Genomic DNA, 23,973 nt, shown 5'->3' with positions numbered 1-23,973 from the left:
CGAATGCTAGCATTCGCTTCATGTCCGATGCCGTCCTGCCGTCGCCACCGATCACCTACGCGCCGTTGTCCTACGAATCGCGACTGGCACGCCGCCGGCTCGAGCACATCGACATGGTGGTCATCCACTGCACCGAATTGCCGGACATGGCCATGGCGCGCGACTACGGCGAGCGCGTGCTCTACGACAGCGGCACCGGCAACAGCGGGCATTACTACATCGATCGCAACGGCAGCATCCAGCAGTACGTGGCGCTGGACCGCGTCGCGCATCACGTGCGTGGCCACAATCCGCATACCTTGGGCATCGAGCTGGTCAACAGCGGCCGCTATCCGCACTGGCTCGACTCGCGCCATCAAGCGATGCGCGAAGCGTATCCGGACGTGCAGATCGCCACGCTAATCACCTTGCTGCAATGGCTGCAGCAGCAACTGCCATCGGTGCGCCGCATCGCCGGTCATCAGGAACTGGACACCACCCAGGAAGCGGCCAGCGACGATCCGGCTCGCAAGATCCAGCGCAAGCTCGATCCCGGCCCGTTGTTTCCATGGCCCCGTATCGAAGCGGCGGTCGGCTGGGCCCACGCATTGCGTTGAGCGCACGGGACACGCGCAGGCAACGCACGCAGAACCCGCGCGATCAAGGATCCACGGCGCGATAGGTTTTTTCGCCCGCATTCACCGCCACCGTCAGCCGATTTTCCGGCGGCGCGATCGGGCAGACCACATGCGGGGTGAACGCGCAGGGCGGATTTTCGGCGAGATTGAAATCGAGCAGCACACGGCCATCGCGCGGCATCGCGGTGAATAGATAGCGCGCGCCGCCATAACTTTCCTTGCCACTGGTGCGATCGGTGAACAGAAAAAACAGACCGCTGCCATCGTCCTGCGCGAGCGGCTGCAGATGGTATTCCTGCCCGCCGCGCGTAAACACCGCCTCGCCCGGAACCTCCGCCGTCAATGGCGTGCCGATCGAGGTCAGCAAGGTCACCGACCGTGGCGTGGCATACGGCTGCCAGCGTGCATTGACCCGCCACTGCGGGTCGATCGGGAAATACTCGAAGCCCTGAAATGCGGTCAACGCCGGCGCTGCCGGGTCGCGAAAACGCCAGCCAAACAACGTGCCGGTCTGCACCAGATAGAACTGCCGGTTGTCCACATCGAGCCGGTCGCCACGCCGCTCAGCCCGCTCCGGCTCCAGGCTGACGTCATCGACAGCCTGTCCGTTCAAGCTCACCGCCGCACCGGCAGCCGCCTTGAAGCGCACGTGGCCCTCGGCATCCAGGCTGAGCTGGCCCAGCTGTGCAGGGCCGGCAGGCAACACAACATCGCTGTGCGGATCGCTGCCGACCTGATACCGACCTGCACGCACGCGACCGGAGCCGGTATAGCTCAGCCAGCCATCGGGCGCGCGCACGTGTGCCAGCCTTTGCGCGCGAACACGTTCCAGCGCGACCTGATACACCTGCTGCTCATCGGCATTCGAACGATTAGCCGCGCGCGCAGCGCCGGCACCGCCAGACTCAGCCGAACACGCAACCATCGCCCCCACCGCGACGCACAAGGCGCCCACCTGCAACTGCAACCGCATGCATCCACCCACCACTGCAAGAAACTGCGCTCCGCGCAGTGAGCCTGCGTCCCCACAGACCACCCTTCCTGCGGCTATTGTGCATGCATCAGGCAGCAGTCGTGACCGGACGCGACGGATCCTGCAACCAGCCGCTCCAGGAACCGGCATAAACGCGCGCACCGGACAGACCGGCCACTTCCAACGCCAACAGCAGATGGCAGGCGGTCACGCCCGATCCGCACATCACCACGGCCTGCTCGGGCCGGTACGTGCCCAGCAATGCAGATAGCTCGGCACGCAATTCATCGGCCGGTTTAAAGCGGCCATCGCGGAGGCTCAGACCCAGCGGACGACTCACCGCACCCGGCACATGCCCGGCGATCGGATCGATCGGCTCCACCTCACCGCGAAACCGCTCGCCTGCGCGCGCATCCAGCAGCCAGCCCGGGGCCTGCTCCAGCCGCGCCAGAATCTGTTCGGCGTCCACCACGGCATCGGTGTCGAAACTGCCGGGATACGCAGCGCCATCGCGCACTGCCGGCAGCTCGGTGGTCTCGGCCAAGCCGGCGCCGCGCCACGCGGCCAGCCCGCCATCCAGCACCGCCACGCGGCGATGCCCCATCAGCCGCAGCATCCACCACGCGCGTGCGGCGGCCATGCTGCCATCGCCCGCGTCGTAGACCACCACCTGGCTGTGCGGATCTATGCCCCACGCGCCCAGGCGCCTGGCAAAGTCGGCGCTCTGCGGCAACGGATGCCGCCCTTGATCGGCACGCGACAGGTCGGCCAGGTCATGATCAAGATCGACGTCATACGCGCCGGGCAGATGTCCCTGCGCATATGCTTTGCGTGCCGCCTGCGGATCAGGTGCGGTTGGTGGCGTGGTACGCGCATCCAGCAGCCGCAGCTGTGGGTGCGGCAATGCCGCCGCCAGGGTGGCGCTATCGACCAGCGTGGTCCAGTTTGGATTGGCACTCATGCAACCTGCTCCAGGCGACGACGAAGATTGAGGAGAATGGCCGCAGTGGCGCCCCAGATGCGCTGCCCTGGCCAATCGTATTCGAGCACGCGACGCTGGCGGCCGCGAAATTCCAGCTCCACGCTGCGCAGATTGTCCGGGTCCATCAGATAGGCCAGCGGCACTTCGAAGACCTCGGCCACCTCCTCCGGCTGCGGCACCGCCACGAACGCGGGGTCGATCACCGCCACCACCGGCGTGACCCGAAACCCGCTCACGGTCAAAAACGGATCCAGATATCCCAGCGCGTGCACCTGCTGCGCACCCAGCGCGATCTCCTCGCAGCTCTCGCGCAAGGCCGCCGCTGCCGCATCAGCATCGGCAGGTTCCATCCGCCCGCCCGGGAAACTGACCTGCCCGGCATGGTGGCGCAGGCTGTCGGTGCGCCGGGTCAGCAGCACCATCGTGCCCTGCTCGCGCGGCACCAGGCCGCATAGCACCGCCGCTTCGGCGGACGCACCGCCCTCGCTCAGATCGATCAGTTCGGCATGGTTCCAGCCCGGCCCGTCGGGTGCGGTGTCCAGCGAATACAGCGCACGGCGCAACTGCGCGTACTCGGGCAGCGCGGCCATGAGCCCACGTGCAGGCAACACGGTGTGCAACAACTCCTGGCGTTCGGCGTCACTCATGCTCATCCAGCGTGCAATTTCATCCAGGCTGCGCAGGCAGCCGACACAGTGCGACTGCGCGTCCAACGAACATACACCGATACACGGGCTGGGCAGATCCCCGCAATTGGCATCGGTGTCGCTCATCGCGCGTTTCCGCAGCCGCGGCGTGGGTGTTTCATCGCTCTCTTCAGCAAGGTTGGGACGCCAAAACGACAACGCCGGCCTGGTGGCCGGCGTTGTCAGTACAACAGCACAAGCAATTACTTGACGCTGACCAGCTTGATCTCGAACTGCACGGCCACGTTCGGCGGAAACGGCGTACGCGGGTCGGCGCCATAGGCCTGATCCGACGGCAACGTCACTTCCCACTTGGAGCCGGCCGGCATCTGCAGCAGGGTCTCGCGCATGGCCTTCATTTCGACTTCGCTGACCTTGATGGCCGGGATCTGCTGCGCCGGACGCGCCTTCTCACGGTCGCCGAAGGGGAACGGACCGGCCACTTCCAGCTGCACGGTGCTGGCCTGGGTCGGCTTGGCACCCTTGCCCGCTTCGATCACGCGGTACTGCACGCCGCTCGGCAGAGTCTGCACGCCAGCGGTGCCCTTGTTCTTGGCCAGGAACTGCTCGCTCTTGGTCTTGTTGGCAGCAGCGGCCTTGTCGTACTCGGCCTTGGCCTGCTGGGCACGGCCCTGCTCACGCTTCTGGAACGCTTCGACCGCCGGCTTCAGCTGGTCGGCAGTGATCGCCGGCTGCTTCTTGGCATAGGCGTCCTGCAGACCCTTTACCACCGCGTTGATGTCGAGCTGCTCGCCGCGACCGGTGAGTTCGGCAAGGTTATTGCCGTAGTCGTAACCGAAGTAATAGCTCAACTTGCCCTTTTCGGACGTCGTGTCCTGGGCCAGTGCATTGCCCGTCAGGGCCAGGGCCGCCAAAGCGACCGCGATAGAACGCAACTTCATCAAACAATTCTCCAGGGTGGTGGCACAGGACGGGTCTGCCGCCTGAGATGACGCGCTAGGATAGCGGCCGCGATACCGAACCGCTACTTATCACGAAAGCTATGACCAGCAAGGCTTTCGGAAGTTCCGTATTTACTATTTTTTTACGTTCGCAAGGGTTTGCCATGTCCAATGACGTCATTCTGATCGCCGATCACGCCAGTGTCCGGACCATTACGGTCAATCGGCCGGACAAACTGAACGCATTGAACCGCGACACCATGCTGGCGCTGGACCAGGCGTTCGTGGACGCGGCAAGCGCCGACGACGTGCGCGTGGTGGTCCTCACTGGCGCCGGGCCCAAATCCTTCGTGGCCGGCGCGGACATCGCCGAAATGAGCGCGTTGTCGGCGATGGACGGCCGCGAATTTTCGCTGGTCGGGCAGCGCTTGATGCGCCGGATCGAACGCATGCCCAAACCGGTGATCGGCATGATCAACGGGTTTGCGCTCGGCGGCGGGCTGGAGCTGGCAATGGCCTGCCATCTGCGCATCGCCGCATCCACCGCACGTCTGGGGCAGCCAGAAATCAATCTCGGCCTGATACCCGGCTTCGGCGGCACTCAGCGCCTGTTGCGCCTGACCGGCCGTGCCGCAGCACTGGAACTGTGCCTGCTCGGCACGCCGATCGATGCAGCGCGCGCACTGCAACTGGGCCTGGTCAATCGTGTGGTCGAGCCCGACGCCTTGCAGGAAGAAACCCAGACCCTGGCCCAACGCCTGGCGAGCGCCGCGCCGCTGGCATTGCGCGGCATTCTGGATGCGGTCGTGTTCGGCGGCGAATGCGGCATCGAAGAAGGCCTGCAGCTGGAAACCGCACAATTTGCGTTGCTGTTCGCCAGCGAGGACATGCGCGAAGGCACCCGCGCGTTCCTCGACAAGCGCCCCGCACAGTTCCACAACCGCTGAGCACCGTGATGCCGCACGCCACCCTACCGGCACCGCGCGCACTGGCCATGCGCTTGTTCGACTGCGTGCAAGCGGACGATCTCGATCGTGCGCTGCAACTGGGCCTGATGGACTACCAGCCCGACCCGCACCTCGATGCAGCGGATGCACCGGTCGTGGCGGCCCTGCTCGCCGCACAACAGCGCCTGCGCGCTGCGTGGGCCGCGCGCGAACGCTATCGCGCACGTGCCGCTAGGCTGCAACGCCGCGCCGCCGAACGTGACGCGCGGCGTACGCCCGCACCGGCACCCAGCCAGCCGGCCGCGGCCGCGTTGCCGCCGTTGGCCGCGGCGATCCTGGCGCGTGCCAAAGCCAAGGCAGCGGGAGGAACGCCGTCTTGAACGCTGCACGCCCTGCACCGCCAGCGCGCCGCAGCAGCGGCATGCGCAAGCCTGAAATACAGGAAATGTTCGAGCGTCTGCGCGAACTCAATCCACACCCGACCACCGAGCTGGAATACACCACGCCATTCGAGCTGTTGATCGCAGTGTTGCTGTCCGCGCAGGCCACCGATGTCGGCGTCAACAAGGCCACCCGCAAGTTGTATCCGGTCGCCAATACCCCGCGCGACATTCTCGATCTTGGCGAAGAAGGACTGAAGCGCTACATCGCCACCATCGGCCTGTTCAACGCCAAGGCCAAGAACGTCATCGCCACCTGCCGCATTCTGCTCGAGCAATACGGCGGCGAGGTGCCGCACGATCGCGCAGCGCTGGAAGCCCTACCCGGCGTCGGCCGCAAGACCGCCAATGTGGTGCTCAACACCGCATTCGGCGAACCGACGATGGCCGTGGACACGCATATCTTTCGCGTCTCCAACCGCACCGGCCTTGCTCCGGGCAAGGACGTGCGCGCGGTCGAAGACAAACTGGTCAAGGTCATCCCTGCAGAATTCCTGCACGACGCACACCACTGGCTGATCCTGCACGGGCGCTACGTCTGCAAGGCCCGCAAACCCGATTGCCCGGGCTGCGTGATTCATGACCTGTGCCGCTACCGCGACAAGACCCCGGCGGCAGCCGAACGGCCGGCAGCGCCGAAGCGTTGACCGGGCCTAGGGGCAGCTAAAGAAACAACTGCGCTCACCGCCCGGCGGGCGCGGCCGCTGCTCGGTGCGGCATGGACCACGCATACACGCCGGTTCTAAGCGTGCCGTCCACACCTACCTGACGACTGCTCGCTGCGTTTTGTGAGCCGCTCCAAGGCGATATGGCTGACACGCACTAGCCATCAGACCCGGACCGGGCCAGCTGCATGCCGCCACCGCTGCTCAACGCAATCGCGTTGCCGGCAATCGCACCGCTGGTGGAGAGATGGCCGCCATCAGTAGGTTGGCGTTAGGCGCCTCGTCTCATCAGCCTACACACACACCGTCACGCATCCCAAATCCCAATCCCGGCGCAAAAAAATCGCGACCGGATGATGCGTCTTTCGGCGCCATGCATCATCCGGTCACGACAGATGTCACCCGGCGCGAGCGCCGGGCGTTTGTCACTGACTTATGCCGCTTTGCGCGGTTCGCCCACCAACGTTCTTTCCACGGTCGGCTGACCTTCGACGCGGCGGTCCAGCTCCTTCCAATCCACCACCAGCTCGCATCCACGCGAGGCCGCATTCCGGCTCCAATCACGCAGCAACTCGATGCAGGCATGGTCGACGTGATGCAGCTTGGCCACGTCCAGATGCAGCGCGGTGTTCGGCGGCACGCTTTCCAGCGTCCGCGCCATTGCCGGCACTTTCAGGAACGTTGCCGACCCCTGCAGGGTCAGATGCATTTCGTCCTTCTTGTCGGCGTGCTCGCGCACCTCGACCTTCAGACGCGACGAATGCAGGGCCAGACGGAACAGCGACAGGCCGAAGCCGATCAACACGCCAGTCAGCAGGTCGGTCGCCACGATCGCGAAGGTGGTCGCCAGGTAGATGGCCGCAGTTCCACGACCGTAGGTCGCCAACTCCTTGACCTGCCCGATCTTGATCATCTTCACGCCCGTATAGACCAGGATGCCGGCCAGACATGCCACCGGCGTCATCCGCAACAACCACGGCAGCAGCATTGCGAAGACCAGCAACCAACCGCCATGCAGGATGGTCGAGGTCCGCGTGGCTGCACCTGCCTGGACATTGGCCGCACTACGCACGATCACGCCAGTCATCGGCAATGCGCCCAGGAAGCCGCACAGCATATTGCCAACGCCCTGCGCCGCCAGCTCACGGTCGTACTGCGTCCGTGCGCCTTGGTGCATGCGATCTACCGCCGCCGCCGACAGCAACGTTTCGGCGCTGGCGATAAAGGCAAAGGTCACCGCCGATACCAGCAAGGTGTGGTTGAACACGCCAAAGATGTCGGAGAAGCTGGGGATGGTGATCGCCGAGAACAGGTTGGTCGGAACGTCGACACGATTGACGTCCAGCCCCTGCAGCTGCGCCGTCGCGGTCACCGCCACCACCGCGATCAACGCACCCGGCAGGAAGCGCAGACGCGTCGGACGCAGCTTGTCCCAGGCCAGGATGATGCCGATCGTCGCCAGACCCACGAACAATGCGGTGCGGCCGGTGCCTGCGCTGATCGCCTGCCACAACACGGCAGGCAATGCAGCGAAGTTTTCCAGACCACGCGCCTTGGGCGCGGCATCCATCAGCACATGCGCCTGCGATGCCACGATCAGGATGCCGATGCCCGACAACATGCCGGCCACCACGGCCGGCGATGTCATGCGGAACCACACACCCGCGCGGCACAGACCGGCAACCAGCTGAATCGCACCGGCCACCAGGATCACCGGACCAAGCGCGGCAACGCCGTGCTCACGCACCAGTTCGAACACCAACACAGCCAGGCCGGCGGCCGGACCGCTCACCTGCAAAGGAGAGCCTGCCAGAAAGCCAACGACCAGCCCGCCGATGATGCCGGTGATCAGACCTGTGGCCGGAGGCATTCCGGACGCGATCGCAATACCCATGCACAACGGCAGCGCAACAAGAAAGACCACGACAGACGACAACAAATCACGCCCGAACAGTCCCTGACGGAAATATCCGCCGATACCTGATGTGTTCATGATCGACTCCGTCAGACGAGTTCAGCGCGGACGACTTGCTGGAGTCGCGGACGCGGAGTGGCTTCTGGAGTGCTTTCGGCCAGCAACGGGCGGAAGCCGCCCTTCTCGGCATCGAAGGCGCGGATCTCCCCGTGGGCGATATCGTAGATCCAGCCATGGATCCGCAAGGTGCCAGCCGCCAGACGGGCTGCAACCACCGGCTGCGTGCGCAGGTGATCGAGCTGCGAGACCACGTTCTCTTCGGTCATGCAGGTCAACGCGTCCTGGCTGTGCGGATCGTGGCCGTGATGCGCGGTGACATGACGCGCCGCATCGGTGTGCTTGAGCCACGCCGCCACGGACGGAACATCTTCCAGCGATTCCGGCTTGAGCACTGCCTTCATCGCGCCGCAGTCGGTATGACCGCAGATCACGATGTGACGCACGCCCAGAACGGCGATGGCGTACTCGATCGCCGCAACCACGCCGCTGACGTGCTGGGAGTAAGGCGGCACCACGTTGCCGATGTTGCGATAGACGAACAATTCACCGGGCTGCGCGGAGAAGATCAGTTCAGGCATAACGCGCGAGTCGGCGCAGGTGATGAACAGCGTATGCGGGCTTTGGCCGCCTGCCAGTTCCTGAAAGCGCGCACTCTGGCGCGGATACACTTCTTTACGGAAATGACGAAAACCTTCTAGCAAACTTTCCATGGGAGATTCCTCTAGGCAACGAATAGCCGTCCGCGGCGCAAACCGCGAATTGCAAAGACAAACAAATCAATAAGAAATCCGGCGCGCAGTGCACCGGGTACAGCGACAGCGGGGATCAGCCAAGCAGCGCGTTTGGAGGACGCAGTTGCGGGATCAGGTCGCGTTTTTGATTTGCCGGCGCATGATGCGCGTGCCAAGAAGGGGAATACCGCGCCAGCATCGGCCAAGCTTGGGAGAGCAAGGGGATATCGTCTGCAGGCTGTGTGTCGACTTGGCTTTGTGTATCGCCATCGTCCTGCGGATCTTCTGCTGCATCGCGTTCTTCGCCAGCTTCCACCATCACCGCAACGCCGTCGCCAACCAACGCATCGTAGATGCGCGTGTGTGCATTGGCTGCCGACCACGCGGTGAGCGCGAGCAGGCAGACCAACAGCAGTTGGAGGAATCGAGGAAACATGGCCTCGAAACTAACAATTTAGAACCTGCCTGCGCAAGTGGTGCGTTGCACAACCTGACATATATGTTCAGTTGGTAAGGGTTCCGGTTCAGGTCGCCTGATCAGGCAGCCTCTAGTGCTGCCGGCCCAGCGTGATGCAGTGCACTGTCACATGGCGAGTACGTTCAGATTTTTGACACACGATGACACAGTACAAACCAGCGTAAATCCTTGTCTTTATTGGCAAAAATCATTTATTACGTTTCAGTGCTTTTGTCACATTAACGCAACTTTCACGCCATAGCCTGCGCCCACTTTCTCAGGTCGCAAGGCATCTATGAAACTCGCTCCCACCCTGCTTGGCGCAGCACTACTCCTGGCACTTGCCGCACCGGCCGCGCATGCCGAAATCGCCATCGATGTGATCGGCGGTTCCGAAGTCTCGCTGGAAGGCCTGGTCCAGGCCGACGGCAACTGGTTCCACAACGATGTGCAGGACCTCAATGGTCCGATCGGTGCCAATGGCGACAATTCCGAATTCAGCATCCGTCGCGCCGAGCTGGTGCTCAAGGGCAAGGGCCCGGGCAACTTCGAATGGGTAGCCGGCTACGACCCGAGCGTGCTGAAGGAAGTGACCATCCGCGGTACCACCATCCGCAGCACCGGGCGTTTTCTGGACAACAACGTCAAGTACAAGTTTGGCGGCAACGCCAGTAACTACCTGCAGATCGGTCAGTTCAAGCAGCCCAACAGCCTGGAAGAACTGTCCAGCACCAAGAACAACGACTTCGTCTCCAAGGCGTCGGTGACCAATACCTACGGCATCTCGCGCCGGCTGGGCGTGGCGTACGGCATGGGCGACAACAACTGGAGCGTCACCGCCAGTGCATTCGGCCGCGAGCTGACCCGTAACCAGGCCCATGGCAGCGGCTACGGCGCGCGCGGCACCTGGGCGCCGATCAACGAAAGCGGCAATGTGCTGCACTTCGGTCTGAGCTATCTGGGTTACGACACCGACGACGACACCCTGCGTCTGCGCGCACGTCCGGACGCCGACCTCACCACCATCCGTCTGATCGACAGCGGCGCCATCACCAATGTGGATCGCGTAGGTGTGGCCGGCGCCGAAGCGATGTGGGTCACCGGGCCGTTCAAGCTGCAGAGCGAATATTTCCAGGAGACCGCCAAGCGCATCGGCAACAACGCGCAGGATTACAAGAGCGACGGTTGGTACGTCAGCGGCGTGTGGAACATCACTGGCGAAACCTGGGGCTACAAGGCCGGCGTGCCGACCACCCCGCTGCCGAACGAGCCGGCATCGGGCCTGTGGCAGCTGGCCGCGCGCTACGACACGCTGGACCTCAACGATGGCCACCTGATCGCCAACGGCAACACTCCGTTCGTGGACGGCGTGCTGGGCGGCAAAATGAACGTGTGGACGATCGGTGCCAACTGGTATTGGCGCTCCAACTTCAAGTTCGCACTCGACTACGCGAAGGTGGAAAGCACCCGTTACAGCAGCGCCACGCGTGGTCTGGTCGACGACAACCCGTCGATCATCGAAGCACGCGCGCAGTTCTATTGGTAAGTGTCCGCACCGTTGGTCACCGTGCACGCGCTTGAGCGGATGCGGTGGCCAAGTGCACCTCAACGCGACCCGGCATTCCCCGGCGTGCGTTGGATAACGCCATCTTCTTTCTGTCATCTCCTCGACACCTCACGGTCATGCCGCTGCCCTGCAATGGCGCGACTGCGGGACGTCGTGATCCCTACCCTCTCTGGAGCTGTTCCGTGACCCACTCCTTCAAGACCCGTCTGGCCGTCGGCGTGCTCGCCGCCTCGCTGGCACTGTGCGCCCAGGCTGCCGATGTCACCGGCGCCGGTGCGTCCTTTATTTACCCGGTGATGTCCAAGTGGTCTGCCGACTACAACGCCACCACCAAGAAGCAGGTCAACTATCAATCGATCGGCTCGGGTGGCGGCATTGCCCAGATCAAGGCGGCCAGCGTGGACTTCGGTTCCTCCGACGCCCCGCTGAAGCCGGAAGAACTGGCCGCTGCCGGCCTGGCGCAGTTTCCGTCGGTGATCGGCGGCGTGGTGCCGGTGATCAACGTGGCCGGTATCGCACCGGGCGCGCTCAAGCTCGACGGCAAGACCCTGGGCGACATCTTCCTGGGCAAGATCAGCACCTGGAACGATCCGGCCATTGCCGCGCTCAACCCGGGCGTGAAGCTCCCCGACGGCAAGATCACCGTGGTGCATCGCTCCGATGGCTCGGGCACCAGCTTCAACTTCACCAACTACCTGTCCAAGGTCAATCCGGACTGGAAGAGCAAGGTGGGCGAAGGCACCGCCGTGCAGTGGCCGAGCGGCATCGGCGGCAAGGGCAACGAAGGCGTGGCTGCCTATGTGAAGCAGATCAAGGGCGGCATCGGCTACGTCGAGCTGTCGTATGCGCTGCAGAACAAGATGTCCTACACCGCGATGAAGAACGCTGCCGGCAAGTTCGTGCAGCCGTCCGATGAAACCTTTGCCGCCGCGGCCAACAGCGCCGACTGGGGCAATAGCAAGGACTTCTACCTGGTGATGACCAATGCCGCGGGCGACAACGCCTGGCCGATCACTGCCACCAACTTCATCCTGGTGCAGAAGAAGCCCAAGAACGCCGCTGGCCTCAAGAACACGCTGGAGTTCTTCCGCTGGGTCTACAGCAAGGGCGATGCCCAGGCCAAGCAGCTGGACTATGTGCCGCTGCCGGACAGCCTGGTGACGCAGATCGAAGCGTATTGGGCCAAGAACCTGCCGCGCTAAACGTCTGCATCGACGCAGTTGCGCACACTGTCAGGTGTGCGCAACTGCCGTTGACGACAGCGGTGACGCGCGAGCACGGGCTTGGCGCGCACTGGCCGGGCCTGCCTGACACCTGTATGTCACGTTGACTGGTCACTCTCAACAGAACAGGAACGACGCCGTCTCTCTCCCCGGCGTCGGGACCGGGACGCGGATCCCGGGGGGTGCGATGCCCTCCGCGATCCGCGTCTTTTTTTTGTGATGCCTCTCCCGAAGGCACTGTCATGAGCGTGTAACAAAAACATCATTTCATAGCGTGGTCTGCCGGACACCCGGCCAATCCAGCCTCGGAGCTTCCATGAAATTGCAGTCGGCCAGTCTGACCGCCCTGTCCCTCACCATCGCCCTTGCCCTGGCTGCGTGTTCGCCCGGCAAGGACGCGCAGTCCGGCGATGCCGCCAAGGGCGCTCCCAGCGCAGGCGCCACCGCAAGCGACAGCAAGGTTGCGGAAATCTCCGGCGCCGGTGCGTCCTTCATCTATCCGCTGGTGTCCAAGTGGTCGGCCGACTACAACGCCGCCACTGGCAACAAGGTCAACTACCAGTCGATCGGTTCCGGCGGCGGCATTGCGCAGATCAAGGCCGGCACGGTGGATTTCGGCTCTACCGACAAGCCGCTCGATAGCGCCGAGCTGCAACAAGCCGGCCTGGGCCAGTTCCCGTCCGCCATCGGCGGCGTGGTGCCGGTGGTCAATCTGGAAGGCATCGCCCCGGGCAAGCTGCGCCTGACCGGCGCGCTGCTGGGCGATATCTTCCTGGGCAAGATCAGCATGTGGAACGACGCGGCGATTGTCGCGGCCAATCCCGGCGTGACCCTGCCGGCGACCAAGATCAATCTGGTGCACCGCTCCGATGGGTCGGGTACCACCTTCAACTTCTCCAACTACCTGTCCAAGGTCAGCCCGGAGTGGAAGAGCAAGGTCGGCGAAGGCACCTCGGTGCAGTGGCCCGGTGGCGTCGGCGGCAAGGGTAACGAAGGCGTGGCCTCGTACGTGCAGCAGATCAAGGGGTCGATCGGCTACGTCGAACTGGCCTACGCCCTGCAGAACAAGATGCCGTACACCTCGCTGCAGAACGCCGCCGGCCAGTGGGTCGAGCCGAATGCAGACAGCTTTGCCGCCGCTGCCGCCAGCGCCGACTGGGCCAATGCCAAGGACTTCAACCTGGTGATCACCAATGCGCCGGGCGAGAAGGCCTGGCCGATCACGGCCACCAACTTCATGCTGATGCACAAGCAGGCCAAGGATGCCGAGCGCAGCAAGGCGACGCTGGACTTCTTCAAGTGGGCATTGGAAAACGGCCAGGCCCAGGCCAGCGAGCTGCATTACGTGCCGCTGCCGCCGGAGCTGGTGAAGCAGATCCAAGCCTATTGGGGCAGCGAGTTCAAGTAATGCCTGCATCCCGCCTGCATGGCGGGCTGCGCGGCGGTGAGGTGCCTGCGGGCGCCTCACCGTTCCTGATGTCTCACGCTCCCGCCAATGTGCGGGTGACGAGTTCAATCGAATGAATGCCACCGCCCTTCCCGAAGCGATGACCGCCCCCCGCGGCCGCGACCTGCGCGATGCGCGCGCCGACCGCCTGTTCAAACTTGCGCTCGCCGCCACCGTGGTGTTTGTGCTGTTGGCGCTCGGCAGCGCAGCGCTGTCGATGTTGTGGGGCGGACGCCACGCACTGCAGATGCAGGGCCTGAGCTTTTTCTATTCCGCCGACTGGAATCCGGTCGAAAACAAGTACGGTGCACTGGCGCCGATCTACGGCACCTTGGTCACCGCCTTGATCGCGATGGTGATTGCGGTACCGGTGAGTTTTGGCATCGCGTTCTTTCTCACCGAAGTGGCGCCGCGCTGGTTGCGCGGGCCGGTAGGCACCGCAATCGAATTGCTGGCCGGCATTCCGTCGATCATCTACGGCATGTGGGGCCTGTTCGTGCTGGTGCCGGTGATGACCGAACACGTGACGCCGTGGCTCAACGATCACCTGGGCACATTGCCGGTGATCGGCCCGTTGTTTCAGGGCCCGCCGCTGGGCATCGGCTTGCTCACCGCAGGATTCGTGTTGGCGATCATGGTGATCCCGTTTATCTCCTCGGTGATGCGCGAAGTGTTTCTGACCGTGCCAACGCGCCTGAAGGAGTCGGCGTATGCGTTGGGCTCGACCAAGTGGGAAGTCAGCTGGGACATCGTGCTGCCGTACACGCGCTCTGCGGTGATCGGCGGCGTGTTTCTGGGGCTGGGACGCGCGTTGGGCGAAACCATGGCGGTGGCCTTTGTGGTCGGCAACACGGTGCGCCTGTCGCCGTCACTGCTTGAGCCCGGCACCACCATTGCTGCATTGATCGCCAATGACTTCGGCGAGGCCACCGAAACCTATCGCTCGGCCTTGCTGCTGCTGGGCTTTGTATTGTTTATCGTGACCTTCATCGTGCTGGCGATCGCGCGCTTCATGCTGATGCAGCTGTCGCGTCGGGAGGGCAACTGATGTCCGCTTCCTCTGTCTCGCAATCGCTGTACAACCGGCGCCGCGTCACCAATGTGGTGGCACTGTTGTTGTCGTGCGTCACTGCATTGTTCGGGTTGTTCTTCCTGGCCTGGATTCTGTGGACGCTGCTGTCCAAGGGCGTGCCCGGCATCGACCTCAATCTGTTTACCAAGATGACACCGCCGCCGATGCAGGAAGGCGGCCTGCTCAACGCCTTCTTCGGCAGTGCGGTGATGTGCGGGCTGGCGCTGGCGATCGGCACGCCGTTGGGCGTGGCGGCCGGCACCTGGCTGGCCGAGTATGGCAATGCGCGCAAGGCCGGCATCGTGGTGCGCTTCGTCAACGACATCCTGTTGTCTGCGCCGTCGATCGTGCTCGGCCTGTTCGTCTACACCTTGTATGTGATGCAGACCGGCGGGCGGTTCTCTGCGTTTGCCGGCGCACTGTCGCTGGCCTTCATCGTGCTGCCGGTGGTGGTGCGTACCACCGACGAGATGCTGCGGCTGGTGCCGGCGCAGATGCGCGAAGCGGCCTTGTCGCTGGGCATTCCGCAGTGGAAGGTCACCGTGCAGGTGCTGTACCGCGCGGCATCGGCCGGCATTCTCACCGGCGTGCTGCTGGCGCTGGCACGCATCAGCGGCGAAACCGCACCGCTGCTGTTCACTGCATTCGGCAATCAATACTGGAACAGCAACATTTTCCAACCGATGGCCAGCGTGCCGGTGATCATGAACCAGTTTGCAGGCAGCCCGTACGAATCCTGGCAGACCCTGGCTTGGTCCGGCGCACTGGTGCTGACCGTGTTCGTGTTGTTGGTGAGCCTGGGCGCACGTGCGCTGCTGTTGCGTAACAAGATTTCCAATGACTGACCTTACTTTCCGGACACCCGACATGAACGATCTCCAAAACGCCAAGCCGATGCATCGCATCGCTGTTCCGGCCGCCAAGGGGGCGCCGACGGCGCAGGCGCCGGTGAAGGTGGCCGCACGCAATCTGGATTTCTATTACGACAAGTACCACGCGCTCAAAAGCATCGACATCGAGATCCCGGAAAAGCGCGTCACCGCGCTGATCGGCCCCTCCGGCTGCGGCAAATCGACCCTGCTGCGCATCTTCAACCGCATCTACGCGCTATACCCGAAGATGGAAGCGCGCGGCGAAGTGCTGCTGGATGGCGAAAACATCCTGTCGCCGAAGTACCCGATGAATCGCCTGCGCAGCAAGGTGGGCATGGTGTTTCAGAAGCCGGTGCCGTTTCCGATGACCATCTTCGAAAACGTTGCCTACGGCATCCGCCACCACGAAAAACTGTCCAAGCCCGACATGCAGAACCGCGTGGAACAGGCCTTGCGCCAGGGTGCGTTGTGGGACGAGGTCAAGGACAAGCTGGGGCAAAGCGCGCTGGGCCTGTCTGGCGGTCAGCAGCAACGCCTGTGCATTGCGCGTGCAGTGGCGCTGCGGCCGGACGTATTGCTGCTGGACGAACCCACCTCGGCGCTGGATCCGATTTCCACCAGCCGTATCGAACAGTTGGTGGAAGAACTCAAGCGCGACTACACCATCGTGATCGTGACCCACAACATGCAGCAGGCCGCGCGCGTCTCCGATTACACCGCCTTCATGTATCTGGGCGATCTGATCGAGCACGACCGCACCGAAACGATTTTTTCCCAGCCGTCCAAGCAGCAGACCGAGGACTACATCACCGGCCGTTTCGGTTGATGTAAGGCGACGCACCGCAACGCCCGCACTGAAGCAGCTCCGTCGCCCTGCCCTGCACGTCATTCGGCGCGGCTGCCGGACATCCACCACTGCCACGAATCGAGATCACGATGAACCAGCACCTCAACGACCATATCGTCAAAAGCTACGACGAGGAGCAGCACCGTCTTGTCGCCGAGATCGTGCGCATGGGCGACACGGCAGTGGCGCAGCTGGAAGCGGCGCTGGATGTGGTGGAGCGTCGCGACGACAACGCCGCGCATCGCATCGTGGTCAACGACGAAGCGATCGACGCACTGGAACACGCAATCAGCCACGACGTGATGCGTCTGGCCTTGCGCGGCCCGATGGCGCGCGATCTGCGCGAGATTCTGGCCGGCCTGCGGATTCCTGCGGATATCGAACGCATCGGCGATTACGCGGCGAACGTGGCCAAGCGCTCGATCGCACTCAATTCCGCGCCGCCGCTGCCGCAGACCGTGGGCCTGCGTGCACTGGGTCAGATGGCCGCCGATGCGGTCCGCGAGGCGGTGCAGGCGTACCGCGACAAGGATGCCGATGCGGCGATCCGCGTGCGCGACGAAGATGCGCGCCTGGATGCGCAGTACACCGCGCTGTTCCGCGAGCTGCTGACCTACATGATGGAAGACCCGCGCAACATCACGCCGTGCACGCACTTGCTGTTCATGGCCAAGAACCTGGAACGCATCGGCGACCATGCGACCAACATCGCCGAGAACGTGTGGTTCCTGGTGCATGGCGAACAGCCGCTGCCGCCGCGCCTGAAGCGCGACGACACCAGCACCACCGGCGTGATCTGATCGCCGTTGGGTACCGGCACGCGTTGTCGATAAATAGCCAGAAGCCTTATTTCATTACGTATTCAGCTAAAAATCCCTACGGTGGGATTGCACACAGGCCGTTCCTGTGACGCAGGAGTACGCAGATGAAACGTCTCATCGGATCTTTCATGGTTGTGTCGCTGCTGACCTCGGGAGGCGCGTTCGCCGCGCCCCAGCAGCACGACGATCGCGATCGCATCGCACAGCAGCGTCACGACGATCACGGCCCGGACCGGCATGACGAGCATCGCAACGACAAGCACGATGATCGGCGCAGCGCACATCACGACGATCACCGCAACGATCGCCATGGCCCGCCCTTCCGTCGCGGCGAGCGCCTGGCACCAGACCATCGCGGTAACCGTGTCGCCGATTACCGCAAGCATCACTTGAAGCAACCGCCGCGCGGACATGAGTGGCGTCGCGTGGATAACCAATACGTGCTGATTGCCATCGCGACCGGCCTGATCGCCAGCGTCGTCGGCGGGGGTTGATCCCGAGACATCCGTGTCACTAGGCAGGCCCGATCCGTGGCAACGCGGATCGGGCTTTTTGTTTCGTGAGGTTGTGACTGAGGATGGCGGAGTGAAACAGGAGTGGCCTGTGGCGCATGCAACGAAAGCCCTGCAGTGCGGTTGATCGATGCCGGTTTATCTGCGGGAACGCATGCGTACGGGGTTGTGACAGGCGAACGACTAATAAGGACGCGGCTTCTTCTTAAAGCAACTCACAACACTCCTGCGCGCTCCGCCAGGTAAGCGCGGTTCGCGCTCGGTGAGGCGTGTACCACGCGTGCACTCCGGATCTGTGCAGCCCCCCCCCCTCCTGCTGACGACTGCTCACCCGGTCTTGTTCGCCGTTCTGAGCTGCACCGCTAGCCGTCATCGGCCCGCTATTTTGCGGTCCATTCGCCTGGTCATTCGCACACCCCAGCCCGCCGTCTAGGCAGCGCCGTGGCGATGACCGGCAACGCTTTGCCTGCCGACCAGATGCTCCAGACCAAAGGCGTATACCCCGAGGGCGGGTGCACCGGTCGGGCCCAGGGTGCGACCTGCTAGGCTATGCAGATGAACGAACCGGTCGACCCGCAGCCTGCCCCCTCCTTTCTGCCCATGTCGCGGCGTTTCCGCGGCTATCTGCCCGTCGTGGTGGATGTAGAAACCGGAGGGTTCGACTGGAACAAACACGCATTGCTGGAAATCGCCTGCGTGCCGATCGAAATGGATGCCGACGGGCGCTTTTTTCCCGGCGAAACCGCCAGCGCGCATCTGGTCCCGGCCCCAGGACTGGAGATCGACCCCAAGTCGCTGGAGATTACCGGCATCGTGCTCGATCACCCGTTCCGTTTTGCCAAACAGGAAAAGGACGCGCTGGACCATGTGTTCGCACCGGTGCGCGCCGCGGTGAAGAAATATGGGTGCCAGCGCGCCATCCTGGTTGGCCACAACGCGCATTTCGATTTGAACTTCCTCAACGCCGCGGTTGCGCGCGTGGAGCACAAGCGCAATCCGTTTCATCCCTTCAGCGTGTTCGACACGGTGACCCTGGCTGGCGTGGCGTACGGGCAGACCGTGTTGGCGCGTGCCGCGCAGGCGGCCGGTCTGGACTGGAACACCGCCGATGCGCACAGCGCGGTCTACGACACCGAACAGACCGCACGGCTGTTCTGCACCATCCTCAATGCCTGGCCCGGGCCTGTTTAGGGCTGGGATTGGGCATTTGGGATTCGGGATTGGCAAAAGCGGGGCGTTTGCGCGGCTGAAAGATCAGCCGGGTGCGGCAGCAACAGAGCAACTACTGCTCACCGCATGACCGCATACAGCAGTGTCGGGGCGTACGGTTAGGGCCTTCGTACTTCCCAGCCGCCCTGCAGAAGCAGAAAAGCGCCAGCCACCGCGCTTTTCCGATTCCCGATTCCCGACTCCCAGCCTCTAACCCACACAGATCCGGTCGCGCCCTGCGCTCTTGGCTTCGTACAACGCGTGATCGGCGCGCTGCATCAACGATGAGCCGGTGTCGTCGTCGCCTAACTCGGCCAGGCCGGCGCTGAAGGTCACCTGCAACCCTTCCACATCGCCCCAGTCGGCGCGCGCATGGAACAGCATGCGAATGCGCTCGCAGAGCGCCTGTGCATCGTCCAGTGTGGTGTCGGCCAACAGCAGGGCGAACTCTTCGCCGCCCAGACGCGCGGGCAGATCCGAGGCACGTGCGGCTGCGGTCAGCAGCTCGCCGACATCGTGCAGCACCGCGTCGCCAATGGCGTGCGAGTAACGGTCGTTGATGCGCTTGAAATGATCGATATCCAGGATCGCCAGCACCAACGGCCGCCCACTGCGACGTGCGCGGCTGATGTCGCGCGCCAGCGCTTCGTCGAAGTGGCGACGGTTGGGCAAGCCGGTCAGTGCGTCCTCGTGCGCCTGGCGCTCGAACACGTCGGACTTGATGCGCAGCCGCGTCAACAACTCGCTCTTTTCCTGATTGGCCTGCAGCAGGCGCTGCGCCTGCAGCTGCAGATCCTGCGTACGCTTGCGCACCAGTTCGGCCAGGCGGGCGCTGTGGGTCCTGTAGCGATGCAGCAGCGCCCGATACAGCAAGGCCAAGGCAAGAATCGCGCCCAGCACCGCAGCAAACCGCACATCGTGGCGTTGCCACCACAGCGGCAGCACGTCGAAGGTCCAGCGCGCCTCCTGCGGGCTCCAGGCACCGCCCGGATGACGGGCCGCCACCCGCAGGGTGTAATGCCCCGGCGGCAGGCCGATGAACTCCACGCTGCGCTGTCGCCCACGCGCAATCCACACGTTGTCCAGGCCGTCCAGACGGGTGCGGTATTCGATACGTTCGGACAGCAGAAAACTCATGCCCACATACGAGACATTGAGCCGGCCGCCGCCGGGTAGTTGCGCTTGTTGGCGCCAGGCCAGCGGGCGGCCGTCCTGTTGCACGCTTTCGATCAGCGGCGGCGGTGGGCGTCGCTCGCGAAATCGCTGCAAGCGTGCCGGGTCCACCGTGCTCACACCGCCGGCGGTGACTACCCAAAGCGTGCCATCGGCACGCGCGATCATGCTGGGGCCGGAGCTGCCGTTGGCCTGCGCGTTGCCCATGCCGTCGATCTCGCCGTAGCGCTCGATGTCCAGCGTTCCGCGTCCATCGGCCACCGCATCGAGCGCAGCGAACGCGGTGCGCAGCACGCCGCGATTGCTGCTGATCCATGCGTTGCCCCGCCGATCGTCAACGAGCTGGAACACCGTATCCACCGGCATGCCCTGCTCCAGACCCACGCGTCCAAGCGTGCCGCCGCGCACGCGATACAGACCGCGATCGGTGGAGATCCACACCGCATCGCCAATCGACTGGAAGCCGAATACGCTGCGTGCGCCACCCAGGCGTTCCAGGTCCAGTTGCTGCACCGTGCCGTCGCGCAACACCGCCGCGCCATCGACCGAGCCGATCCACAGCGCGCCGTCGATGCTGGCCAAGGCAGTCACCACGCCACCGGGCAGGCCATCGATCGCCACCGGCACGCGCTTGCCGTCCACCAGCTGCACCACGCCGCGCTGAGTGGCCAGCCACACCGCAGCGTGCGCATCGATCACGATGGCGCGGATATGGCCACTGGGGATGCCATCCGCCTCGCCGTAGTGCTGCAGCACGCGGCCATCGCGCAGCACGAACACACCGTCGGCATAGGTGCCCACCCACAGGTCGCCCTGCCGATCCAGCGCCAGACTGAGCACCGACAGCCGACGTCCCGACGGGGTCGCCACAGGAACCGGCATGATCCGGCCGTCCGGCAGCATGCGGTCCAGACCGGCGGTGCTGGCGATCCACAGACTGCCGTCGCGATCTTCGAGTACTGCGCGGGCATAGTCGCCGCTCAACCCGTCGCGCTGGCTGTAGCTGCTGAACAAGGTCTCGCGCAATCGGAACAGGCCACCATTGGCGCCGACCCAGATGCTGCCTTCTGCATCCTCGCGCAGGCTGACGATGCGCCCGGTGGGCAGGCTGCGGCCTGCCGGCAAATGCTCTACCCCGTGGCTGCCGATCCGTAACAGGCCCTGGTTTTCGCTACCCAGCCACAGATCACCATTGCGATCCTGCAGCATCGCAGTGAAGTGGCCCTGCCCCGGCAGCCGATGCACCAGCTCGGCGCGCTCGTCGTGCAAGCGATACAGCTGCTCGCCTGCGACCACCCACACAGTGCCGTCGGGGGCGCGATACGGCCACGCCAGGCCCGGCGGCAGGCCGAATGACGCTGGCGCACGATGCATGCGCCCGTCCGGTTCGCGATAGATCAGCCCGTCCAGCGTACCGATCAGCAAGCGGCCCTGTCCGTCGAACAACATGCGCGGGAAGCTGCTCTGCAGCGGCACGCCATCGCGCGGCGGAAAATAGTCGAAACGTCCATCCGGCCACAGGCACCCCAGCCCGTGGCCTTCGAACAGCAGCCACATCCGGCCGTTCGCATCCATGGTCATCGCGTGGATCAACGCCTGCGGCCACTGGCCCTTGCGTTGCCACTGCCGCCACTGCCCATCGGCGCCGTGACGCACCAGATTGCCGCGCGCGTCGCTCAGCCATAGCGCGCCATTGCGATCCACGTACAAGGCACCGACGCCGTTATCGGGCAGACCCGGTCGCGTGCTGCGATCGATGACGTTGAATTCCAGGCCGTTGTAGCGCACCAGCCCTTCCCAGGTGGCGAACCACAGGTAGCCGTCGCGGGTCTGGGCGATATCGCGCAGCGAGTTGTGCGGCAGGCCGCTGCGCGAACTCCAGCTGTCGATGGCGTAGTCGCGTAATCGCGCGGTCCCGATAGGTGCGGCGATCGCCGTCAGCGAACACAACGCCAACAGCATGCAGACGCCAGCGCCGAGCCAGCGCCGCCACTGTCCATGCCATCGTGCCGACGCCTTGCCGGCGTCTCTGTTCTCGCCCGTACCGCAGGCGCCCACCCCAAGTTTCATCAGACACGACACGCCGTTTGCTGACGATATGGTAGGCAAAAAGTGACACGGGCGCTGAGCGTTCGCGCTGGCTGACGCCGAAAGCCTTGCAGCTGCGGCGTCGTACGCGCCATCGGCAGCACCTCGTTGCCAAGCGCAGCGCCGCAATCTGCGCAGATTGCGCTATGCCTGCATGTGCGCAACGTGCCTATTGCATGCTGGAGGCAGCGCGTGATCGCGCGCCTCCGTACCGCATCGCTCAGGCACCCAGGCGCTGGCGCACGGCCTCGAACAGGGTCACGCCGGTTGCGACCGACACGTTGAGGCTTTCGATATCGCCCGGCATCGGAATCTTGACCAGACCATCGCAATGCTCGCGGGTCAGACGGCGCAGACCGTCGGCCTCACCGCCCAGCACCAGCCCGACATTGCCGCGAAGGTCCACGCTGTACAACGACGCCTCGGCCTCGCCGGCCAGGCCGTACAGCCACACACCCTGCTTCTGCAGGTCCCGCAGGCAGCGTGCCAGATTGGTCACCGCCACCACCGGGATGCGGTCGGCGGCGCCGGCCGAGGTCTTGCGCACGGTCGCATTCACCGTGGCCGACTTGTCCTTGGGGATGACCACCGCAGTGGCGCCTGCGGCCGCGGCGCTGCGCAGACACGCACCGAGGTTGTGCGGGTCCTGCACGCCGTCGAGCACCAGCACCAGCGCGCGGCCTTGCGCAGCCTCGACCAGGCCTTCCAGTTCGTTCTCCGCCCACAACCGTGCGGCGGCGTAGCGTGCGGCAACACCTTGGTGGCGTACCTGCCCGCCCACACCGTCCAGTGCCTGGGTGTTGACCCGGCGCACGTCGATCCCCTTGCGGCGCGCCTGTTCTTCGATCTCGGTCAGACGCGGGTTCTTGCTACCGGCCTCGATCAAGACCTCGCGCACGTTGTCGGCGTCGTTCTCGACGGACGAGGCGACAGCGTTGACGCCGACGATCCACTGGTTTTGCTTGCTCATTGCGCGGGCATACGAAGAAATGAGAGGGAATGGTAGGGCCTGCGGCCTGCTACGTCACGGCCGGGGCAAGGATCGCCTGAGAAAGCGGGCCAAGGTCATGCCCCAATGCCACGGGCAGCTGGCGGAGTCATGCGCCGCTGGCTGCAGCGGACATTCCGCAAATGTATCGGCACACCGGATGTCTTCGCGCCCCGTGAACCGCTATGGATGGCTGCCTGAACGCTTAGCGCGCCGACGTCGGCAACACGCCGCAACGCACCGACATCAACATGATTGAAGACAGCAATGACCTGCATTGCGAGGCCACATCACGGCTTACACCGGCCAACGCTCGGTGTCGTGGTCCGGATGCTGATGCGAGACGAGCGCGGCCTGAAACGCCAATGCAGCAGCGTCATTCTCGCTCGGACGTGTCGGCAGCTGCGCCAGGGTATCGGCGAACGGCAACTTGCGCTCCACCGCGTACTGAATGTGTGGAGGCAACCGCTCCGGCGTATCGAATGCACCTGCCGCAATTGCCACGCCGTCGGGCGCTTCATAGGTCAATGGCGTCCCGCACTCGGCGCAAAAGCCGCGCTGTACCACTGACGAGGAGGCAAAGCGCTTGGGCTCGCCACGGGTCCAGCGGAACTCGGTGCCACGCACCGACACCAGCGGCGCGTAATACGCCCCGAAGGCTTTCTGACACATGCGGCAATGACAGATCGATGCGTCATCCAGCACGCCGCGCACATGAAAGCGCACGGCGCCGCATTGGCAGCCACCGCTGTATTCGGAAGATGCGTGCATCGTTTGCC

23 protein-coding genes and 1 other RNA gene are annotated in these 23,973 nt (G+C 64.2%); 14 read left to right on the top strand and 10 right to left on the bottom strand.

What is annotated here, in order from left to right:
- Positions 1–20 precede the first annotated feature (20 nt).
- Positions 21–596: an N-acetylmuramoyl-L-alanine amidase gene (locus RQH86_RS01455; RefSeq protein WP_055844723.1), complete on the top strand. Its 576-nt coding sequence runs from the start codon at positions 21–23 to the stop codon at positions 594–596.
- Between the two features lie 43 nt (positions 597–639).
- On the opposite strand, the gene RQH86_RS01450 is transcribed toward RQH86_RS01455, so the two are convergent.
- The 4 genes from RQH86_RS01450 to RQH86_RS01435 form a co-directional block, all read right to left on the bottom strand.
- Positions 640–1,590, bottom strand: a complete 951-nt coding sequence (locus RQH86_RS01450; RefSeq protein WP_311238744.1) for a DUF1684 domain-containing protein — start codon at positions 1,588–1,590, stop codon at positions 640–642.
- Between the two features lie 88 nt (positions 1,591–1,678).
- On the bottom strand, positions 1,679–2,551 hold the full coding sequence (locus tag RQH86_RS01445) for a sulfurtransferase (protein ID WP_311238743.1): 873 nt from the start codon (positions 2,549–2,551) through the stop codon (positions 1,679–1,681).
- Complete coding sequence (locus RQH86_RS01440) at positions 2,548–3,345, bottom strand: CoA pyrophosphatase (protein ID WP_311238742.1); 798 nt, start codon at positions 3,343–3,345, stop codon at positions 2,548–2,550. Before RQH86_RS01440 ends, RQH86_RS01445 begins: the two co-directional genes overlap by 4 nt.
- Before the next feature lie 116 nt (positions 3,346–3,461).
- Positions 3,462–4,160 carry an FKBP-type peptidyl-prolyl cis-trans isomerase gene (locus RQH86_RS01435; protein WP_311238741.1) on the bottom strand — a complete coding sequence of 233 codons (699 nt, stop codon included), beginning with the start codon at positions 4,158–4,160 and terminating at the stop codon, positions 3,462–3,464.
- A gap of 164 nt (positions 4,161–4,324) precedes the next feature.
- On the opposite strand from RQH86_RS01435, the gene RQH86_RS01430 reads away from it, so the two are divergent.
- The 4 genes from RQH86_RS01430 to RQH86_RS01415 all read left to right on the top strand — a co-directional run bounded on the left by RQH86_RS01430 (position 4,325) and on the right by RQH86_RS01415 (position 6,342).
- Positions 4,325–5,107, top strand: a complete 783-nt coding sequence (locus tag RQH86_RS01430) for an enoyl-CoA hydratase-related protein (protein WP_311238740.1) — start codon at positions 4,325–4,327, stop codon at positions 5,105–5,107.
- Between the two features lie 8 nt (positions 5,108–5,115).
- Positions 5,116–5,487: a hypothetical protein gene (locus tag RQH86_RS01425; RefSeq protein WP_115527519.1), complete on the top strand. Its 372-nt coding sequence runs from the start codon at positions 5,116–5,118 to the stop codon at positions 5,485–5,487.
- 41 nt (positions 5,488–5,528) lie between these two features.
- Entirely contained in the window at positions 5,529–6,194 is a 666-nt protein-coding gene (gene nth / locus RQH86_RS01420; RefSeq protein ID WP_311238739.1) for an endonuclease III, read from the top strand.
- Positions 6,195–6,265: 71 nt separating this feature from the next.
- A non-coding RNA gene (locus RQH86_RS01415) (sX9 sRNA) lies at positions 6,266–6,342 on the top strand.
- 303 nt (positions 6,343–6,645) lie between these two features.
- Here the strand turns inward: RQH86_RS01415 and RQH86_RS01410 are convergent.
- From RQH86_RS01410 to RQH86_RS01400, 3 genes are all read right to left on the bottom strand, one after another.
- The gene (locus tag RQH86_RS01410; protein ID WP_055844740.1) at positions 6,646–8,205 is read right to left on the bottom strand and encodes a SulP family inorganic anion transporter; all 1,560 of its coding nucleotides are present in this window, start codon (positions 8,203–8,205) and stop codon (positions 6,646–6,648) included.
- 11 nt (positions 8,206–8,216) lie between these two features.
- Complete coding sequence (locus RQH86_RS01405; protein ID WP_055844743.1) at positions 8,217–8,897, bottom strand: carbonic anhydrase; 681 nt, start codon at positions 8,895–8,897, stop codon at positions 8,217–8,219.
- Between the two features lie 115 nt (positions 8,898–9,012).
- Positions 9,013–9,333: a hypothetical protein gene (locus tag RQH86_RS01400; RefSeq protein ID WP_193552544.1), complete on the bottom strand. Its 321-nt coding sequence runs from the start codon at positions 9,331–9,333 to the stop codon at positions 9,013–9,015.
- 337 nt (positions 9,334–9,670) lie between these two features.
- Here RQH86_RS01400 and RQH86_RS01395 point away from each other — a divergent pair, with 337 nt between their 5' ends.
- From RQH86_RS01395 to rnt, 9 genes are all read left to right on the top strand, one after another.
- Positions 9,671–10,921: an OprO/OprP family phosphate-selective porin gene (locus RQH86_RS01395; protein WP_311238738.1), complete on the top strand. Its 1,251-nt coding sequence runs from the start codon at positions 9,671–9,673 to the stop codon at positions 10,919–10,921.
- Between the two features lie 203 nt (positions 10,922–11,124).
- Complete coding sequence (gene pstS / locus RQH86_RS01390; RefSeq protein ID WP_311238737.1) at positions 11,125–12,144, top strand: phosphate ABC transporter substrate-binding protein PstS; 1,020 nt, start codon at positions 11,125–11,127, stop codon at positions 12,142–12,144.
- A gap of 337 nt (positions 12,145–12,481) precedes the next feature.
- Positions 12,482–13,573, top strand: coding sequence for a phosphate ABC transporter substrate-binding protein PstS (gene pstS, locus RQH86_RS01385; protein ID WP_311238736.1), 1,092 nt, complete (start codon positions 12,482–12,484; stop codon positions 13,571–13,573).
- A gap of 112 nt (positions 13,574–13,685) precedes the next feature.
- A complete protein-coding gene (gene pstC, locus RQH86_RS01380) occupies positions 13,686–14,660 on the top strand; it encodes a phosphate ABC transporter permease subunit PstC (protein WP_039420811.1) in 975 nt (324 codons plus the stop codon).
- Complete coding sequence (gene pstA / locus RQH86_RS01375; protein ID WP_115512051.1) at positions 14,660–15,529, top strand: phosphate ABC transporter permease PstA; 870 nt, start codon at positions 14,660–14,662, stop codon at positions 15,527–15,529. The genes pstC and pstA overlap by 1 nt, the downstream gene beginning before the upstream one ends.
- A gap of 22 nt (positions 15,530–15,551) precedes the next feature.
- Positions 15,552–16,382, top strand: a complete 831-nt coding sequence (pstB, locus tag RQH86_RS01370; RefSeq protein ID WP_039420807.1) for a phosphate ABC transporter ATP-binding protein PstB — start codon at positions 15,552–15,554, stop codon at positions 16,380–16,382.
- A gap of 110 nt (positions 16,383–16,492) precedes the next feature.
- On the top strand, positions 16,493–17,203 hold the full coding sequence (gene phoU, locus RQH86_RS01365; RefSeq protein ID WP_055844762.1) for a phosphate signaling complex protein PhoU: 711 nt from the start codon (positions 16,493–16,495) through the stop codon (positions 17,201–17,203).
- 125 nt (positions 17,204–17,328) lie between these two features.
- Positions 17,329–17,718 carry an RcnB family protein gene (locus RQH86_RS01360; protein WP_311238735.1) on the top strand — a complete coding sequence of 130 codons (390 nt, stop codon included), beginning with the start codon at positions 17,329–17,331 and terminating at the stop codon, positions 17,716–17,718.
- A 567-nt stretch (positions 17,719–18,285) separates the two neighbouring features.
- A complete protein-coding gene (gene rnt, locus RQH86_RS01355; protein ID WP_115512053.1) occupies positions 18,286–18,927 on the top strand; it encodes a ribonuclease T in 642 nt (213 codons plus the stop codon).
- Between the two features lie 228 nt (positions 18,928–19,155).
- Here the strand turns inward: rnt and RQH86_RS01350 are convergent, their stop codons facing one another.
- The 3 genes from RQH86_RS01350 to RQH86_RS01340 all read right to left on the bottom strand — a co-directional run bounded on the left by RQH86_RS01350 (position 19,156) and on the right by RQH86_RS01340 (position 23,965).
- Complete coding sequence (locus RQH86_RS01350) at positions 19,156–22,188, bottom strand: diguanylate cyclase (protein ID WP_311238775.1); 3,033 nt, start codon at positions 22,186–22,188, stop codon at positions 19,156–19,158.
- Positions 22,189–22,426: 238 nt separating this feature from the next.
- On the bottom strand, positions 22,427–23,176 hold the full coding sequence (gene rlmB, locus RQH86_RS01345) for a 23S rRNA (guanosine(2251)-2'-O)-methyltransferase RlmB (protein WP_104613862.1): 750 nt from the start codon (positions 23,174–23,176) through the stop codon (positions 22,427–22,429).
- Positions 23,177–23,491: 315 nt separating this feature from the next.
- Entirely contained in the window at positions 23,492–23,965 is a 474-nt protein-coding gene (locus RQH86_RS01340) for a GFA family protein (RefSeq protein ID WP_311238734.1), read from the bottom strand.
- Positions 23,966–23,973 lie beyond the last annotated feature (8 nt).

The organism is Xanthomonas sp. WCS2018Noco2-27 (assembly GCF_031843525.1).
GTDB lineage: Bacteria > Pseudomonadota > Gammaproteobacteria > Xanthomonadales > Xanthomonadaceae > Xanthomonas.
This window is presented reverse-complemented; position numbering and strand designations above follow the sequence as displayed.